The sequence below is a fragment of the Nocardia sp. NPDC058518 genome, from assembly GCF_042719655.1.
Classification (GTDB): Bacteria; Actinomycetota; Actinomycetes; order Mycobacteriales; family Mycobacteriaceae; genus Nocardia.
Map to the genome: position 1 here is coordinate 205649 of NZ_JBHXNJ010000011.1, position 18241 is coordinate 223889.

At 70.3% G+C, this 18241-nt stretch carries 2 protein-coding genes; both read right to left on the reverse strand.

The window, feature by feature from the left end:
• Window positions 1-17 precede the first annotated feature (17 nt).
• Window positions 18-1040 carry an alpha/beta hydrolase gene (locus tag ACFWPX_RS20660; RefSeq protein WP_378928739.1) on the reverse strand — a complete coding sequence of 341 codons (1023 nt, stop codon included), beginning with the start codon at window positions 1038-1040 and terminating at the stop codon, window positions 18-20.
• A gap of 244 nt (window positions 1041-1284) precedes the next feature.
• On the reverse strand, window positions 1285-18195 hold the full coding sequence (locus ACFWPX_RS20665) for an amino acid adenylation domain-containing protein (RefSeq protein WP_378928731.1): 16911 nt from the start codon (window positions 18193-18195) through the stop codon (window positions 1285-1287).
• Window positions 18196-18241: the final 46 nt, after the last annotated feature.

Sequence of the window (18241 nt, forward strand, 5' to 3'; positions counted from 1 at the left end):
CGGGAGAAAACCGGCGCCTAGAGGCCGAGCCCGCGAGCCAGCGTCGGCCACGACAGCTTCAGCTCGTCCTTCCAGTAGCCCCAGGAGTGGGTGCCGTTGGGACGGAAGTTGAAGGTCGCCGGGATACCCAGCTCGTTGAGCCGGTTGGCCAGGTTGTGCGTGCAGTAGTTGGTGCCTGCCTCGATGACGCCACCGATGACGATCTGGTTGGCCAGGCCGTAGGCACCGGGCAGCGCGTACGGACCATCGAGGGTGTCGTACGGGCCGGGCAGGCCGTTGCCGGTGGAGACGTAGAGATCGACGCCCCGCAAACCTTCGGCATTCACGTACGGGTCGTTCTCGACCCATTCCGCAGAGCCCTGCGGACCCCACATGTTCATGGTGTCGCCGCCGCCCCAGGTCTCGACCGTGACCTTCACGAACTCCGAGCCGACGGGGTCGGAGGTCTGCGCGCAACCACTGTAGGCCGCGGCCGCCTTGTAGAGGCCGGGCTTGGCGATCGGCAGCGCGAGCACGGTGGTGCCCGAGGTGGACAGACCCGCAATGGCATTCACGCCGTTGGTGCCGAGCGCGCCGTCGACCAGTGGCGGCAGCTCCTCGGTGAAGAAGGTCTTCCACTTGTTGCGCCCGAGGACCGGGTCGTCGGCGATCCAGTCGGTGTAGTAGCTCCAGGCGCCACCGATCGGCTGGATGACGTTGACGTTCTTGTCGCCGAGGAACTCGAGCGCATCGGTCTTGGCCACCCACGAGGCCGAATCCTCGCCGCCGCCCGCACCATTGAGCAGGTACAGGGTGGGGCGCGGGACCGAGGCGTCGGCGGGGCGCTGCACGTCGACGATGATGTTCTGGTCCATGGCCGCGGAGTACACGTGCAGTCGCAGACTGCGCGAGTCCTTCACCTCGGCCTTGACGATCTTGGAGCCGTCGTCGGAGACCGGGTTGGCCAGCAGGCTCTTGGAATCGATGATCGGGTCAGCTGATGCCGGGCTCGTGCCGATACCGGACATCAGTCCCGCCGCCACTGCCGTTGCCGCGATCATCGCCGCGGCCCTGGAGCCACGACGCCGGGTGGGCCGACGCATCAATTTCGCACCTTCGCTTCGTCTCGAATTCCGACTCGGTCCGTGCTCCCAACAGGGCACGAAGTTGCAACACGCCAGACCCTACGGGTTATCCGGTAGTTACAACAGGGGTAATCGTTACAACAGCGCGGTCACATCATGCCTCACCGGCACCGCTGATGTCATCGCGCCCCCGCGCAATGTGATTGCGCCCGGGTTGATGTCACCGCGCTCCGGCCGCACGATCACCGGCATCGAGCAACTCCGCCAGCCGTGGCCCGATCTCGGCCAGCGCCTGTGGCGAGGTCATCTGATCATGCACCACCGCGACCGGCCGATCACGCACCGCGCCGTCGACATACGGTGCCCAATTCGCCGCCGCCGCCTCGTGTCCGAGCGCGCTGAAGTACTCGAGCCTGCCGCGGAACACCGCGGGGCGGTGCTCGGCGATCAACTCGGCCGAGCGCACCGCGCTGCGATAGATCCGGCGCACCCGCTCCGGAGTGAGCACGGCCATGTTGGCCGGGATGATCGCGTGCAGCGCGGCCAGTGCGTCCTCGCTGAGTTCGCGCACGCCCGCGGCGGGCAGCGCCGCACTGATGTCGACACCGAGTTCGGCGAGCGCGTCGCGGACCGCGGTGTGGAAATCGGGGACGTCGATATCGGGATGGGAATCCAGCATCGCCAGCAGCGACACCTGCTCCCCCGCCGCCTGGAGTTCGGTGGCGACGGCGTGGGCGAGCACACCGCCCAGCGACCAGCCCATCAGCCGGTACGGCCCGTGCGGTTGCTGGGTCCTGATCTCGGCGGCGTAGCGGCGCGCCATCTCGGCGAGCGTGCCAGGTAGATAGCCCGCCTCGCTCAGCGCGGGTGACTGTAGGCCGAAGATCGGCCGCCGTGCCGGAATGTACTGCGCCAGCCCGGCATAGCACCAGGACAGCCCGTACATCGGGTGGATGCAGAACAGCGCGCCGCCCGCTTCGGTGCCGTGCGGCACCCGGTTGCGGATGGCCAGCAGGACACCGAGGGCGTCGTCGGATTCGAGGTCGGCGGTGAGGTCGGGGTCGCCGCCCGCGGACTGGGTGGCGTCGATCCGGGCGGCCAGCGCGGCGACGGTGGCGTCGGTGAAGAACCACTGCACCCGCACCTCGGCGCCCACCCTGGTGCGCAACCGGCTGATCGCTTTGGTGGCGACCAGGGAGTTGCCGCCGAGTTCGAAGAAGTCGTCGTCGAGGCCGACCTTGCCCGCGCCGAGCACCTCCGCGTAGACCTCGGCGACGGCACGCTGCAACGGCGTGGTCGGCGGACGGTAGGCGCGGGTGGTGAAGGCGGGCACGGGCAGGGCCTTGCGGTCGAGCTTGCCGCTGGCATTGAGCGGCAGGGCCTTCAGAGTCACCAGGCTCGCCGGAACCATGTACGACGGCAGCGCCGCCCTGGCGTGGGCGAGCAATGCCGATTGATCGAAACCGGCCGTGGTGGCGCCGCTTTCGATCGAGTAGCCCTCGGGGCGAGCGGCCGCGCGAGCTTCCTCGACCGGCTCCTCTGCAGGCACCACGTAGCCGACCAGACGATCACCCGTCGGGCCGTGCACCAGCGCGACCGCGGCGTGGCGGACACTGGGGTGGTCGCGCAGGACGGCCTCGACTTCACCGAGTTCGATGCGCTGACCGCGCAGTTTCACCTGGAAGTCACTGCGGCCCAAATATTCCAGGCTCTCGTCGGCGGTCCAGCGCACGACGTCGCCGGTGCGATAGAGCCTGCCGCCGCCGGGATGGGCGACGAAGCGTTCGGCGGTGAGCGTGGGAGCACCGAGGTAGCCACGGGCCAGCTGCACACCTTCCAGGTACAGCTCCCCCGCGGTGCCTGGTGGGACCGGCCGCAGCTGACGATCCAGCACATGGACGCGCGTATTGGCGACCGGTACACCGATCGGAACGCCCACGGCGGGACCGGCTTCGACCTGCGCCGCGGTGACCACGGTGGCTTCGGCGGGCCCGTACCAGTTGACCAGTGTCGCCGCCGGTAGCACCTGATCGAACCGGCGGGCGGTCGAGGACGACAGCGCCTCGCCCGCCGCGAATACCCGCCGCAGCGAGGGGAATTCACCGCTGCTGCGATCGGCGAGGAAGGCATCGAGCATCGAGGGCACGAAATGCACGGTGGTGACGGCGCGTTCGGTGATCACCTCGGCCAGGTAGACCGGGTCACGGTGACCGTCGGGGGCGGCGATCACCACGGTGGCGCCGGTATGCAACGGCCACAACAACTCCCAGGTGGAGATGTCGAAGGTGACCGGGGTCTTGTGCAGGACCACGTCGCCGGGGCCGTGCGGGTAGGTGCGCTGCGCCCAGCGGAACTGGTTGACCAGCTGCCGGTGGGTCAGCATCACGCCCTTGGGCATTCCGGTGGACCCTGACGTGTGGATGACGTAGGCGAGATTGTCCGCCGTCGGCAGCTCGAGATCCGCCACTCCCCCACTGACAGCATCGATTTCGATGACCGGCAGGCCCGAGGTCGTCGTGAATCCTGCGGTGGCGAGCACACAGATCGGGGCGGCCGCGGCCAGCACCCGCTCGGTCCGTTCGGCCGGATGGTCCGGGTCGACCGGCACGTAGGCCGCCCCGGTCCGCAGCACCGCGTAGATCGCCGTCACCAGGTCGATGCCGCGCCGCATGGCGACCGCGACGAGCGTTTCCGGCCCGGCACCCCGGGCACGGAGGGCGCCGGCGAGTTCGCGTGCGCGCTCGTCGAATTCCGCGTAGGTGTAGGTGGTTTCACCGTCGATCAGCGCGGTGGCGTGCGGTGTGCGCTTGACCTGCGCGTCGAACAATGACAGCAGAGTTGCCTCGTCGAGCAGTTCGGGCGCGTCGGTGGCATTGACCGTCGCCAGGGTCGCGCGCTCCTCCGCGAGCAGCACATCGATCTCGGCGATCCTGGCCTGCGGGCTGGCGGTGAATCTCGCCAGCAACATCGAAAAGCGTTGCGCCATGGCGTGTGCGGTGTCCTCACCGAACACATCGCGCAGGTACTTCACCGATACCCGGAGCTGGCCGTCGGCGACAACCTGCACGGTCAGCGGGTAGTGGGTGCCGTTGGCGGCGTCCATCCCGGTGACGGCGGCCGACCCGGACGCGGCCTGCGCGAGCCCTTCGCGGTCGACCGGGAACGACTCGAAGACGACGAGCGAGTCGAACAGCGCGTCGATACCGGCGATCTCCTGGATCTCCCCGAGGCCCAGGTAGTGGTGATCGAGCAGCGCGGCCTGATCGTCTTGCAGCCCGCGCAGCAACTCGGCGACGGTGTCGCCGGGGCGCAACCGCACCCGGACCGGAATCGCGTTGAGGAACAGCCCGACCATCCGCTCCACACCGTCGAGCTCGGCGGGCCTACCAGAGACGGTGGCGCCGAACACCACGTCGTCGCGATCCACCAGCCGTGCGATGAGCAGACCCCATGCCGCCTGCACCACGGTGTTCACCGTGACACCGAGGCCGGCGGCGAGCTCGCTCAGCGCGGTGGTGTCGGCCTGCGAGAGGGCGAAGCCGGTTTCACCTGTGCCCGTGGCGATCTCGCGGCCCTGATCGACGGGCGCGAGCGGCGTGGGCTCGGCCAGGCCGGTGAGCGCGGTGCGCCATGCCGTCCTGGCGGCTTCGAGATCCTGATCGACGAGCCAGGCCAGGTAGTCGCGGTAGGGCGCGACCTTCGACAGGCGCCTGCTCCGACCGCCGACCACGTACGCGGTGAGCAGTTCCTGCAGCAGCAGTGGCGTCGACCAGCCGTCGATCAGGATGTGGTGGCTGGTGACCAGCAGATGGGCGGTTTCGGCGGTGCGTACCAGGGTGAACCGCAGCAGCGGCGCGGCGGCCATGTCGAAGTGCGCGGCCAGGTCGGCGGCGCGAATGCGCTGGTAGGCGGCGTCGTCGGCATCGATCACCTGCCACGGCACGTCGATGTCGTCGAGCACCACCTGGAGCGGGGTGCCCGCGGCGTCGGTGGCGAACGCGACGCGCAGGTTGTCGTGCCGGTCGAGCACGGCCTGCGCCGCCTCGTGCAGCCGCTCGGCGTTCACGGATAGGTCGAGATCGAGGACGAACTGGGTGATGTAGGGGTCGACCGAGTTCTCCGCGAGCAGCGCGTGGAACAGCATCCCCGACTGCAGCGGGGTTACCGGCCACACGTCACTGAGCAGTGGGTAGCGGCGGGCAAGTCGCGTCAGTTCGGTCTGACCGAGCCGCACCAGCGGGAAGTCCGACGGCGTGAATCCGCCCGCACCGGGCCGCAATCCGTGTTCGGCGAGCCCACCGAGCGCGCGGATCCAGTGTTCGGCGAAGGTTTTGACCGCGTCCGCGGTGAGTACGGCGGTGGCGAAGTCGAATCGGGCGACCAGCCCGTCGTCGGTGGCGTCGACCGTGAGCACCAGCGCCAGGTCGTCGGCGGCGACATCGGTGTGCACACGCGCCGGGCGCAGGTCGCGCAGGCGCACCGCGAATCGGCCGCGGTCCAGCGCGCGGACACCGTCGGAGGTCTCGGCGTCGAGGTAGCGGAGCAGGCCGAAACCGGCGCCGTGGGCCGGGACCGCGCGGCGCAGTTCCTTGATCTGGGCCAGGGCCGTCCCCGCGGCGGGACCGCCGACGAGCGCATCGGCGACATCGACCCCGTCCAGGCGCAGTGCCAGCGGATAGTCGGTGGTGAACCCGCCGACCACGTTCTCGGCGTCGGCCCGGCCGAGCAGGCGCTGGTCGGCGCGCAGCCGCACCACCGTGCCGATCACCCGGGCCACGGCGGTGTCGGCCGCGGTGTGCAGAGCCAGCGCGGCGGCGGTGAGCAGTACCTCGTCGACGGTGGCGCGGTAGGCCTCGGCGACCGTGCGCACCGCGGTGGTGCCCTCACCGGTGATGCTCAGCGAGACCCGGTTGCGCTGGTGCAGATCGGCGGATTCGCCTGCCCTGGAGCGGATCGCGCGGTGCCAGTACTCACGTTCGACGCGCGCCGCGGCCGTGGACGGATACGCGGCGAGCCGCCGGACCAGGTCGCCGAGTCCGGCATCGGGGGCGGCGGGTGCGGCGTGGCGGCCACGGCTCCACGCCGAGGTGAGCTGGTCGACCACCGCGCGCCACGAACTCTCGTCGAGGACAAGGGCATTCGCGACGACGACCAGGGTGGCCGAGCTACCGGCGTCGCCGGTGAGCACGAAGTGGATATTGCGGCCCTCGTCCGGGTCGAGCGCGGCGGCGGCCGCGGCGACGATGTCGTCGACGGGCAGCGAGGACTCACCGTCTTCGGAGTCGAGCCTGCGGAAGGCGTCGCCGGTGCGTTCGTCGGCGGGCGGGATGCGCAGCACCGGGGTGTCGCCGGTGCGGTCGAGCAGCGCCCACAGCATCGGGTGCTGGTTCATCACCGCGGACGCGGCGGCCGCGACGGCCGCGTCCGGGCAGTCGGCCGGTACCTCGAGCACCACCGCGCGGGGTTCGACCGCGGTCTCCCCCGCTTCGGTGAGCGCAGCGGCGGTCGCGGTGAGCGGGAGCGAGGCGGACGGGGCGCTCGGTTCGACGGTGATTTCGGCGCGTCCGGCGAGCGCGGCGACGGTGCGCGCGTCGAACAGGTCACGCGGTCGCAGCGTGACTCCGGCCGACGTGGCCCGCGACACCACCTGGATGGCGGTGATGCTGTCGCCGCCGAGGGCGAAGAAGTCGTCGTCGAGGCCGACCCGGTCGTGGCCGAGTACATCGGCGATCACCCGGGCGATGGTCTTCTCGGCGAGGGTGCGCGGCGGGCGGTACTCGCTGCGGACGGCCACCGGGTCCGGCAGCGCGCGCCGATCCAGCTTGCCGACGGGGGTCAGCGGGATCTCGTCGAGGACGACGATCGCGGCGGGCACCATGTAGTCGGGCAGCACCTGCGCGGCGAGCGCGGTGAGCTCGGCGGTGTCGAGATATCCGCCCTGATCGGCCATGACGTAGGACACCAGCATGGTCGAGCCGGTGCCGTTGTCGCGGCCGAGCGTGGTGACCCAGGCGACGCCGGGTGCGGCGGCGAGCACGGCGTCGATCTCACCGAGTTCGATGCGCAGACCACGGATCTTGACCTGGAAGTCGTTGCGGCCCACGAATTCCAGGACATCGCCGCGTCGGCGGACGAGGTCGCCGGTGCGGTAGAGGCGAGCGCCTGCGGCGGCGTTCTCCACAGGGTCGCCGAAGGGGTCGGCGATGAAACGCGATGCTGTCAGAGCGGGACGCCGGTGGTAGCCGCGCGCCAGTTGGACGCCGCCCAGGTAGAGCTCGCCGGTGACGCCTTCGGGGACCGGGCGCAGGCGTTCGTCGAGGATCAGCGCGCGGATGCCACGGATCGGGCCGCCCATGTGGACGGTGTCGCCGGGGTGCAGCGCGTCACTGATGGTGTTCATGATGGTGGTTTCGGTGGGGCCGTAACCGTTGTGGAAGTGCCGCTGGGGCAGCGTGTTCCAGCGTGCGACCAGGTCGGCGGGTACATGTTCGCCGCCGACGATCAGGGCGCGCAGACCGGAGACACCGTCGGGGTCGAGGGTGGCCAGAACCGAGGGGGTCAGGAAGGTGTGGGTGACGCCCTCGGTGCGGATCAGCTCGGCGAGTTCGGTGCCGCCGACGGATCCGGCGGGCGCTACCACCAGGGTGCCCGCGCCACCGAGGGCGAGCAGCAGTTCCAGCATGGACGCGTCGAACGACGGCGAGGCGAAAGCCAGTGCGCGCGTACCGGAGTCGAGGCGGTAGCGCTGTTTCTGCTCGGCACAGAAGTTGGCGAGTCCGGCGTGGGTGACGACGACGCCCTTGGGCAGGCCGGTCGAGCCGGAGGTGTAGATCATGTACGCGGCATTGCCGGTGTTCGACGGGGCGCGCAGTTCGATTTCGCGCAGGCCGACGGTCGCGCAGCCGGCGATCTCGGCGGTGAACGCCCGATCGTCGAGCGCGACCCAGCCGCCGTCGCCGGGCAGTGCGGGCAATCCGGCGAGTTCGGCGACGAGGGTGATGCCGAAGACAGCCCCCGAGTCGGTGACCATGTGGCTGATCCGCTCGGCGGGGTAGCCGGGGTCGATCGGCACGATCACCGCGCCGGTGCGCGCGATCGCCCACACCGCGAGCACCGATTCGACCGAACGCCGAATAGCCACGGCGACAGCGACTTCCGGACCGGCGCCGCGAGCGATGAGACCGCGGGCCAGCTGGTTGGCGGCGGCATCGAGTTCGGTGTAGGCGAAGCCGCGACCGTCGCCGCGCAGGGCGATGCCGGTCGGATTGGCGCGCACCGCGTCGTCCATCAACTGCGCGAGCGTGCGTTCCGGCTCGGCCGCCGGGCCCGCGAACGTGGTTTGCGCGAGGAATTCGGCGGGGTCGAGCAGGTCGATATCGCCGACGGCGAGGTCGGGGTCGGCGGCCACGGCGGCGAGCAGGCGGACGAAGCGCTGACCGAAGCTCCGCACGGTCGCCGCATCGAACAAGTCTGTCGCGTAGCCGAATTCGGCGTGCATGCCGCCGTTGTCCTGCTGCTCACGCACGGTGAGCAACAGGTCGAACTTGGCCTCGGCGGTGCGGGCGTCCAGCGCGCCCACCGTGATCCCCGGCAATTCGAAGGCGACCGGGGCGAGGTTCTCGAACGACAGGGCCACCTGGAACAGCGGATGCCTGCCCGCCGACCTGGCGGGCTGGATCGCGTCGACCACCCGCTCGAACGGGACGTCGGCGTGGGCGAAGGCGCGCAGATCGGTGTCGCGGGTCTGCGCGAGCAGCGCGGTGAACGGCTCGCCTTCGGTGATCCGGCTGCGCAGCACCAGGGTGTTGACGAACATGCCGACCAGATCGTCGAGCTCACGGGCGCCACGACCCGCGATCGGGGTGCCGATGGCGACGTCGTCGGTGCCGCTGAGCCGGGCGAGCAGCACCGCGAGCGCGGCCTGCACGACCATGAACACCGTGACACCCTGCGCGCGGGCAAGTCCGGCGAGTTCGGCGTGCAGTGCGGCGTCGATCTCGAAGGTGCTGGTGGCACCGGCGAAGGACTGCACCGCCGGGCGTGGACGGTCGGCGGGCAGCGCGATTTCCTCGGGCAGCCCGGCGAGCTCGTCGTGCCAGTAGGCAAGCTGTGCGGCGGCCGTGGAGGTGGGGTCGGCTTCGTCGCCGAGCGAGTCCCGTTGCCACACCGCGTAATCGGCGTATTGCAGCGGCAGCGGCGACCAAGCGGGCGACGCGCCTGCCGTACGCGCGGTATAGGCGAGGACGAGGTCGCGGGTGAGCGGCCCCATGGAGAAACCATCCGCGCTGATGTGATGGGCGACGAAGACCAGCACGTGGTCGTCGGCGCCGAGGCGCAGCAGTCGCAGCCGGACCGGGGGCTCGGCGGTGACGTCGAATCCGGTGGCGACGGTTCGGCGCACCTCGTCGGCGAGGTCGTCGGGGGCGAGCTCGACCGGTGTCAGGTCGACGCGCACCGCATCGGGCGCGAGCACATCCTGGACCGGCACGTCCCCACGCGCCGGATAGCGGGTGCGCAGTACCTCGTGCCGGGCGAACAGGTCGGCCACGGCGAGACCGAGGGCAGTCAGGTCGAGGGCGCCGGTGAGGCGGATCGCGGCCGGGATGTTGTAGACGGTGGCGTCGGGATCGAGCCGGTTGAGCAGCCACATCCGCTGCTGGGCCAGCGACAACGGCACCCGCTGCGGGCGCGGTCCGGCGAGCAGCCGCGGCGTGGTGGCTTCCTCCGACCGGTGCACGCGCAGTGCGAGATCGGCCACCGTCGGCGCCTCGAACAGCAACCGGACGCCGACCGCGCGATCGAGCGCCGTCCCGATCCGGGCCGCCGCCCTGGTGGCGAGCAGCGAGTTGCCGCCGAGGGCGAAGAAGTCGTCATCGGCGCCGACGGAGGCGACACCGAGGATCTCGCCGTAGACCTCCGCGACCAACTGTTCGGTGGGGGTCGCGGGGGCACGGAAGGTCGCGGCCTCGAATACCGGCGCGGGCAACGCCTTTCGATCCAGCTTGCCGTTGATCGTGTACGGCAGCTCGTCGAGGACGACGAACGCATCGGGCACCAGATACGTCGGCAACTTGTCCCGCAGCGCGGACTTCAGCTGTGCGACATCGAGATCTGCGCCGACCACATAGGCGACCAGCCGATCACCGAAGTGGGCGTCGGTGCGGGCCAGCACCGCGGTCTGCGTCACCCCGGGCAGCCCGAGAAGAACAGCCTCCACCTCGCCGGGCTCGACCCGGAACCCACGGACCTTCACCTGGAAGTCACTGCGGCCCAAGTAGACCAGCTCGCCGCCGTCCGAGTCGGTCGCGGGACCACCGGTGGTGCGGGCGACGAGGTCGCCCGTGCGGTACATGCGCGCGCCGGGCTCGAAGGGGTCGGCGACGAAGCGTTCGGCGGTCAGGGCCGCCTTGCGCAGGTAGCCACGAGCCAGCTGGACGCCGCCAAGGTAGAGCTCACCCCTGATACCGGGTGCGACGGGACGCAGGCGCTCGTCGAGGACGTAGACGCGGCTGTTCCATTCGGGGCCGCCGATCGGAACGGTCAGCACATCGGCGGTGGTGACACGGTGGTCGGTGATCGAGACGGCGGCCTCGGTGGGACCGTACAGGTTGTCGATCCTGGTGCCGGGCAACGCATTCAGCAGTCGCTGTGCCAGCGCGGCGGGCAGGGATTCGCCGATCGCGAGGATGCGGGTCAACGCGACGGCGCCACTCGCAGGCCCGGTGCCGTTCTCGTCGTGCGAGTACGACTCCCAGTAACCAGATAGTGCGTCGAGCAGGGACGGCACCGCGGTCAGAGTGGTCACGCCCGCGTCGGTGATGAGGGCGTCCAGGTAGGCCGGGTCGCGGTGGCCGTCGGGGGCGGCGATCACCAGGCGGCCACCGCAGACGGCGGCGGACCAGAATTCCCATACCGACAGGTCGAAGGTGGCGGGGGTCTTCAGCAGGAATACATCGGACGCGGTCGTGCCGAACTCACCGCGCAGCCATTGCAGCTGGTTGATCACCGCCGCGTGCGGCACCGCCACGCCCTTGGGGCGCCCCGTGGAGCCGGAGGTGAAGATGACGTAGGCGGTGTTGTCCGGGTGCAGCGGCGCACGGCGGTCGGCGTCGGTGATCGGGCTGGGATCGGCGGAGGCGATCACCGGGTGGTCGACCCGCACCACGGGCGCGGCGTCGGTGCGGAAACCGTTGGTGAGCACGCAGATCGGGGCGGCCGTGTGGAGGATGTAGTCGGTGCGATCGGCGGGCTGGTCGGGGTCGATGGGCACGTAGGCACCGCCGGACCTGGTCACCGCGTACATGGCGACCACGAGATCGATCGAACGCGGCAGGGCGAGCGCCACGAGTGACTCCGGACCGACCCCGATCGAGATCAGGTGGCGCGCGAGCTTGTTCACCCGCGAGTCGAACTCGGCGTAGGTGAGCTCGAGGCGACCCTCTGGCAGATCGGCGACGAGCGCGATGGCTTCGGGGCGGGCGACCATCGGCAGGTCGGCCAGGGTTCCACCGGGAACAGCGAGATCGGCCGCACCGCTGACAATTTCGGATGCCCGCTCAGCGGCGGTACGAAGGTCGACGTCGCCGACCACCACGGCGGGCTCGCGCACCACCGCGTCGAGCAGCAGCGTCAACCGGTCAGCGAAGGCCGTCACGGTCGCGGCGTCGAAGAGGTCGGTGGCGTAGGTGAAGAAGCCCTCGATGCCGGTGGGTGCGCCGTCGGCGTCGTAACCGTCGCCGACGATCAGGTGCAGATCGAATTGCGACACCGCGAGTTCCGCGGCGACCGGCGCGATCCGCAAGCCGGGTAGCTCCAGTTCGGCACGGTCCACGTTCTGGAAGGACAGACCCACCTGGAACAGCGGATGACGCGCGGTGGAGCGCGGCGGTTCGAGCACCTCGACCAGCCGCTCGAACGGAACATCGGCGGCGGCGAACGCGGCGAGATCGCTCGCGCGCTGGGCGGAGAGCAGATCGGCGAAGGTGGCGCCACCGTCGTAGCGGGTGCGCAGGACGACGGTGTTGACGAACATGCCGATCAGATCGTCGAGTTCGCGCTCACCACGCCCGGCGACGGGCGTACCCACCGCCACCTCGGCGGTACCGGAGAGCCGAGCCAGCAGCACGGCGAACGCGGTGTGCAACACCATGAATACGGTCGCGCCACTCTCGCGCGCGATCCGGGCGAGCGCGGCATGGGTATCGGCATCGATGCGCACCGGCACCCGCCCACCCGCGAGTGAGGCGACAGCGGGCCGCGGGTAGTCGGCGGGCAGTTCCAGCAGATCCGGCAGGTCGGCGAGTTCGGAACGCCAGAACGAGAGCTGCTGGGCGGCAGCGGAATCCGGGTCGTCCTCCGCACCGAGCCGGTCCAGCTGCCACAGCGCGTAATCGGCGTACTGCACCGGCAGCGGCGACCGATCGGGGGCGCGGCCCGCGGCGCGGGCGAGGTAGGCGGTGGTCACATCGCGCACGAGCGGCGACATCGAGGAGGCGTCGGCGGCGATGTGGTGCACCACCACGGCGAGCACGTACTCGGTGGGCGCGTCCGGCCCGCTTCCGGTGATGTCGAGCAGCCGCACCCGCAGCGGGACCTCGGTCGTCACATCGAACGTGGTCGACGCGAGCGCGGTGACCTCGGCCATCAGCGCTGTCGCGTGATCCGCACCGATCCGGTGCACGGTGACGTCGAGGTCCACGTCGTCGACCGGCAGGATCCGCTGAATCGGGCCGTCGGCGGTGTCGGGGTAGATCGTGCGCAGGACCTCGTGGCGGGCGAGCACATCGCGCAGCGCGGTGGTCAGGGCCGCGACATCGAGGGTGCCGGTCAGACGTAGCGCGAAGGGGAGGTTGTAGGCGGCGGCTCCGTCGTCGGCGCCCTGGTCGAAGCGGTTGAGGAACCACATGCGGCGCTGGGCGGGCGAGAGGGGTAGCTCGTCGGGGCGGGGCAGGGTGCCCAGGCCGCTGGCCGGTTCCGCCACCGCGTCGAGGTCGAGGATCGCGGCGAGTCCCGCAACGGTGGGGGTTTCGAAGAGCGTGCGCACGGCGACGCGACCACCGGTGGCGGCACCGAGACGGGCGACCAGGCGGGTGGCGATCAGGGAGTTGCCGCCCAGCGCGAAGAAGTCGTCGTCCGCGCCGATGTCGTTGCGGCCTAGCACTTCCCCGAACAGATCCGCGACGAGCCGCTCCTGCGCGGTGCTCGGCGCGCGGAACGCCCGCGCGGTGAAGCTCGGCGCAGGCAGCGCCTTGCGGTCGAGTTTGCCGCTGGGGTTGAGCGGCAGCTCGCCGAGCACGGTGATCGACGCCGGAACCATATAGACCGGAAGGGTTTTCGAGGCGGCCGCCTGCAGCCGGTCCGGCTCGGCGGCGTGGCCGGGGGCGGGCACCACGTAGGCGACCAGCTGGTCGCCCAGCTCGGTCGAGACGACCAATGCCACTGCCTGGCTGACGGATTCGTGCGCCAGCAGCGCGGTCTCGATCTCGCCCAGCTCGATCCGCTGACCACGGAACTTCACCTGGAAGTCGATGCGCCCCAGGTAGTCGAGCCGGTGCGGCGCGTTCGAGGTGGGCCGACGCCACACCACCAGGTCGCCGGTGCGATACATGCGCGCGCCCATCGCGGGGCCGGATCCGGACCCCCTGGCCGACCCGCTGCCGAAAGCCGAGGCGAACGGGTCGGCGACGAATCGATCGGCGGTCAGGCCGGGTCGCGCGACGTAACCACGGGCGAGCTGATCACCCGCGAGATAGAGCTCACCGGCGATGCCAGGTGGCACCGGCCGCAGCCGCTCGTCGAGGACGTAGACGCGAGAGTTCCACTGCGGCAAGCCGATCGGCACCGAACGCTCGCCCGGTCGCGCGGGCCAGTAGGTCACCGAGACAGCGGCCTCGGTCGGGCCGTACAGATTGTGCAACCTGGCCGAGCTGATCGCGGCCATGGCGTCGACGGTCTCCGCGGGGAGCGCCTCGCCGATGACGAAGATCTCGCGCAGCGACTCCAGGTCGGCGTGGCTCCCTGACCCGGCGTCCGCCGCTGCCTGCGCGGCGAACATCGTGAGCATCGACGGGACGAAGTCGGTGACGGTGACCTTGTGTTCGCCGATCAGATCGATCAGGTAGGCGGGGTCGCGGTGGCCGTCGGGCGTGGCGAGCACCAGTTTCGCGCCGACGCGCAGCGGCATGAAGTAGCCCCACAGCGACACGTCGAAGGTGGTCGCGGTCTTCTGCAGGTACACATCACCCAGTGCGAGTGGGTATTTCGCCAGCATCCACACCAGCTGGTTGTGGATGGCGGCATGCGAGACCGCGACGCCCTTGGGCTTGCCGGTGGAACCCGAGGTGAAGATGACGTAGGCCGGGTGGTCGGGGTGCAGCGGAGCGCGCAATTCCGACGAGAGCACCGGATCACCCGGTACGCCCGTGAAATCGAGTTCGTCGAGCAACAGCAACGGGGTGCCGGGCGCGACGGCGATGGCGTCGGCGCGGGTGCTCAGTACGCAGGCGGGCTGGGCGGTGTCGAGGATGTAGGCGATGCGCTCGGCCGGATGGTCGGGATCCAGCGGCACGTAGGCGCCACCGGCGGTGAGCACCGCGTACATGCCGATCACCAATTCCGGTGACCGCCGGATAGCCAGGCCGACAAGGCTTTCCGGGCCGACGCCCTGCTCGATCAGCAGCCGGGCGAGGGCATTCACGCGTGCGTCGAACTGCCGGTAGGTCAGCTCCGTGTCCGCGTAGACCAGTGCGGTGGCGTCCGGATGCATCTGCACCGCACGGCGATACGCGTCGAGCATCGGTTCCGGCGGCACCGGATGAGCGGTCTCGTTCCAGTTCACCAGGGTCTGCTCGCGCTCGACGTCGGTGAGCAGGTCGATCTCGGCGATCGCGAGATCGGCGTCGGTGGCGACCGCATCGAGCAGGCGGGTGAACCGGGCGGCCAGGGTTTCGATGGTGTCGGCATCGAACAGATCGGTGGCGTAGTTGAACGACGCGGCCATCGGCTCGGCCGGATCGGCGCCGGGCACGATCGTGAGCTGCAGGTCGAAACGTGCCACCGCACCACCGAATTCGACGGCGGTGGCGTCCAGGCCGGGCAGGCGCAGGTTCGGCAGGTCAAGGTTCTGGAAGAACAGGGCAACCTGGAACAGCGGGTGATGGGCCTGCGAGCGAACCGGATCGAGCAGTTCGACGAGGCGCTCGAACGGCAGGTCCGCGTGGGCGAAGGCGGCGAGGTCGGCGCGTTTGGTCGCGCGCAGCAGTTCGGCGAAGCTCGCGCGCGGGTCGAGGCGCGAACGCAGGACCAGCGTGTTGACGAACATGCCGATCAGGTCGTCGAGTTCACGGGCACCGCGCCCGGCCACCGGGGTACCGATGGCGATGTCGTCGGTGTGCGCGACGCGACCGAGCAGCACCGCGAAAGCCGCGTGCACGACCATGAATTCGGAGGTGCCGCTGCGCTGGGCCAGCGCGGCGAGCGCGGTGTGCACCGGCGCCGGGATCTGGAAGCCGAATTCGGCACCGCGGCCGGTGAATACGGGCGGGCGCGGACGATCGGTGGGCAGGTCGAGCCGGTCGGGCAGACCCGCGAGCGCGCCACGCCAGTGCGAAATCTGAGCGGTGGCAACCGAATCGGGGTCGGCTTCGGAACCGAGCAGTTCGCGATGCCACAGCGTGTAATCGGCGTACTGCACCGGCAGCGGCTGCCACCTGGGCCGCGAACGGTTGCGACGAGCGAGGTAGGCACCGAGCAGATCACGCAGCAGCGGTGCGACCGAGGCACCGTCGGCGGTGATGTGGTGCAGGGCCACGGCGAGCACATGATCCTGCGGCCCGAGCTCGGCCAGCGCCACCCGGAACGGCACACCGGCGGCGACATCGAATCCGGTACCGGCGAACTCCGCCATCCACAGCGGCAATTCGTCCTCGGTGAGCGAGTCGACCAGCACATCGGGGACAGCTTCGGCCATCGGGAGGACGACCTGGTGGCCGACACCGTCGACCACGGCGCCGTCATCGGCGGAGCGCGCACCACGCTCGTCGGCGGTATAGACCGGGTACCACGTGCGCAGGGATTCGTGCCGGCTCACCAGGTCCGACAGCGCCGCGTGCAGTGCGCGCGGGTCGAACGGTCCGGACAGGCGCAGCGCGAACGGGATCGTCTCGGCCGTGGAACCCGGATCGAATTGGTTGAGGAACCACATCCGCTGTTGCGCGGGCGAGAGCGGGATCAGCTCGGGACGCCCACGAGGCGTCAGCGGCGCGTGCCCGCCCGCACCCTTCAGCGGCTCGAGCAGCACGGCGAGTCCCGCGACGGTGGGACTTTCGAAGACATGCCCCGCGGGCACCCGCGCCGAGAGCTCCGCCCCGAGACGCGCCGCTGCCCGGGTGGCGAGCAGCGAATTGCCGCCGAGGGCGAAGAAATCGTCATCGGCGCCCACCGGGTTCTCCGGCGCGAGCAACTCGGTGAAGATGTGCGCCACGAGCTCTTCCATCGCACCGGAGGGCGCACGGAATTCCTCGGCACGCAGGGTCGGTGCGGGCAGCGCGGCCCGGTCGAGTTTGCCGACCGGAGTCAGGGGAATGGTGTCGAGCACGGTCAGCGCGGTCGGCACCATATGGGCGGGCAGACCGACCTTGGCGTGCTCGAACAGCTGGTCGGTGTCGATTCGCGCGCCGGGTGCGGCGTGCACGTACGCGGCGAGAATCGTTGTGCCGTTGTCGAGTTCGTGCCCGATGGTCACCGCGAAGTCGACGGTGTGGTGCTCGGTCAGCACGGTGTCGATCTCACCGAGTTCGATCCGGAAACCGCGCACCTTCACCTGGAAGTCGTTGCGCCCCACGAACTCGATCGCACCGTCCACCCGGCGGCGCACCAGGTCGCCGGTGCGGTACATCCGCCCATCGCCCCCGGCGAAGGGATCGACCACGAAGCGCGAGGCGGTCAAACCAGGCTGACGGTGATAACCACGCGCCAGCCCGTTGCCGGCGATGTACAGCTCGCCGATCATCCCGTCGGGCACCCGGACCAGGCGCTCGTCGAGCACGTACTCGGTCACCCCGCGCAGCGGCGCCCCGATGTTCATCGTGTCGCCGACCACCAGCGGCACGCTGATATTCGTCACGATGGTGGTCTCGGTCGGGCCGTAACAGTCGTGGAACCGGCGCGAGTCCGTGGCCCAGCGCCGGATCAGGTCCGGCGGGCACGCCTCGCCACCGGTGGTGACCACGGCCAGCGCGTCCAGCCCGGCCGGATCGAGCGAGGCGAGCGCGGCGGTGGTGATGAACATGTGCGTGACGGCCTCGCGGCGCAGCACCTCGGCCAGCTCGGCACCGCCGAGAATGCCCGCGGGCACGAGCACCATCGTGGCCCCGGCACCGACCGCCATCAGCAGTTCGAGGACGGCCGCGTCGAACGAGGGCGAGGCGAAATGCAGGGTGCGCGAAGTCGGCTCGATCGCGTAGTGCGCGCGCTGCTCGGCGCAGTACCCGGCCAGCCCGGCGTGGGTCACCACCACGCCCTTGGGCAGGCCGGTGGAACCGGACGTGTACACCACGTAGGCGGGGTGCGGTAGCCGCAGCGGGCGCACCCGGTCGGCGAAGGTCACCGGATCACCGGGCTGATCGTCGGTGGCGCGACGCACGGCGTCGTCGTCGAGGCACAACCAATCGAGCGCGCCGGGCAACCGGTCCACCGCCGCACCGACCGCGACGCCGAGCACCGCACCGGAATCGCCGAGCATGTGGCTCACGCGCGCGGGCGGATAGTTCGGGTCGACCGGCAGGAACGCCGCGCCCGTCTTGGTCACCGCCCACATGGCCAGCACCGATTCCGGCGAACGTGGAATGCCGACGGCCACCACGTCCTCGGGACCGACACCACGGGCGATCAGCAGCCGGGCCAGCCGGTTGGACCGTTCGTCGAGCTCGGCGTATGTCCAGTGCACCGGCGCGGACACGCCGTCGTCCCACGACAGCGCGAGGCCGCCGGGGTTGGATTCCACCGCCACGGACAGCAGTTGCGGCAGCGACTTCCCGCGCTGCCTGGCACGGGCGCCGGACGCCCGGTTTGCCCGGGTCACGACAGTTCCGTCCGATCGTCGGAGTCGACTTGCCGTTGCCCGGTCATGCACACCTCGTACCGATATCGACGCGCACTGCCACGTTCGCGCACCGCGC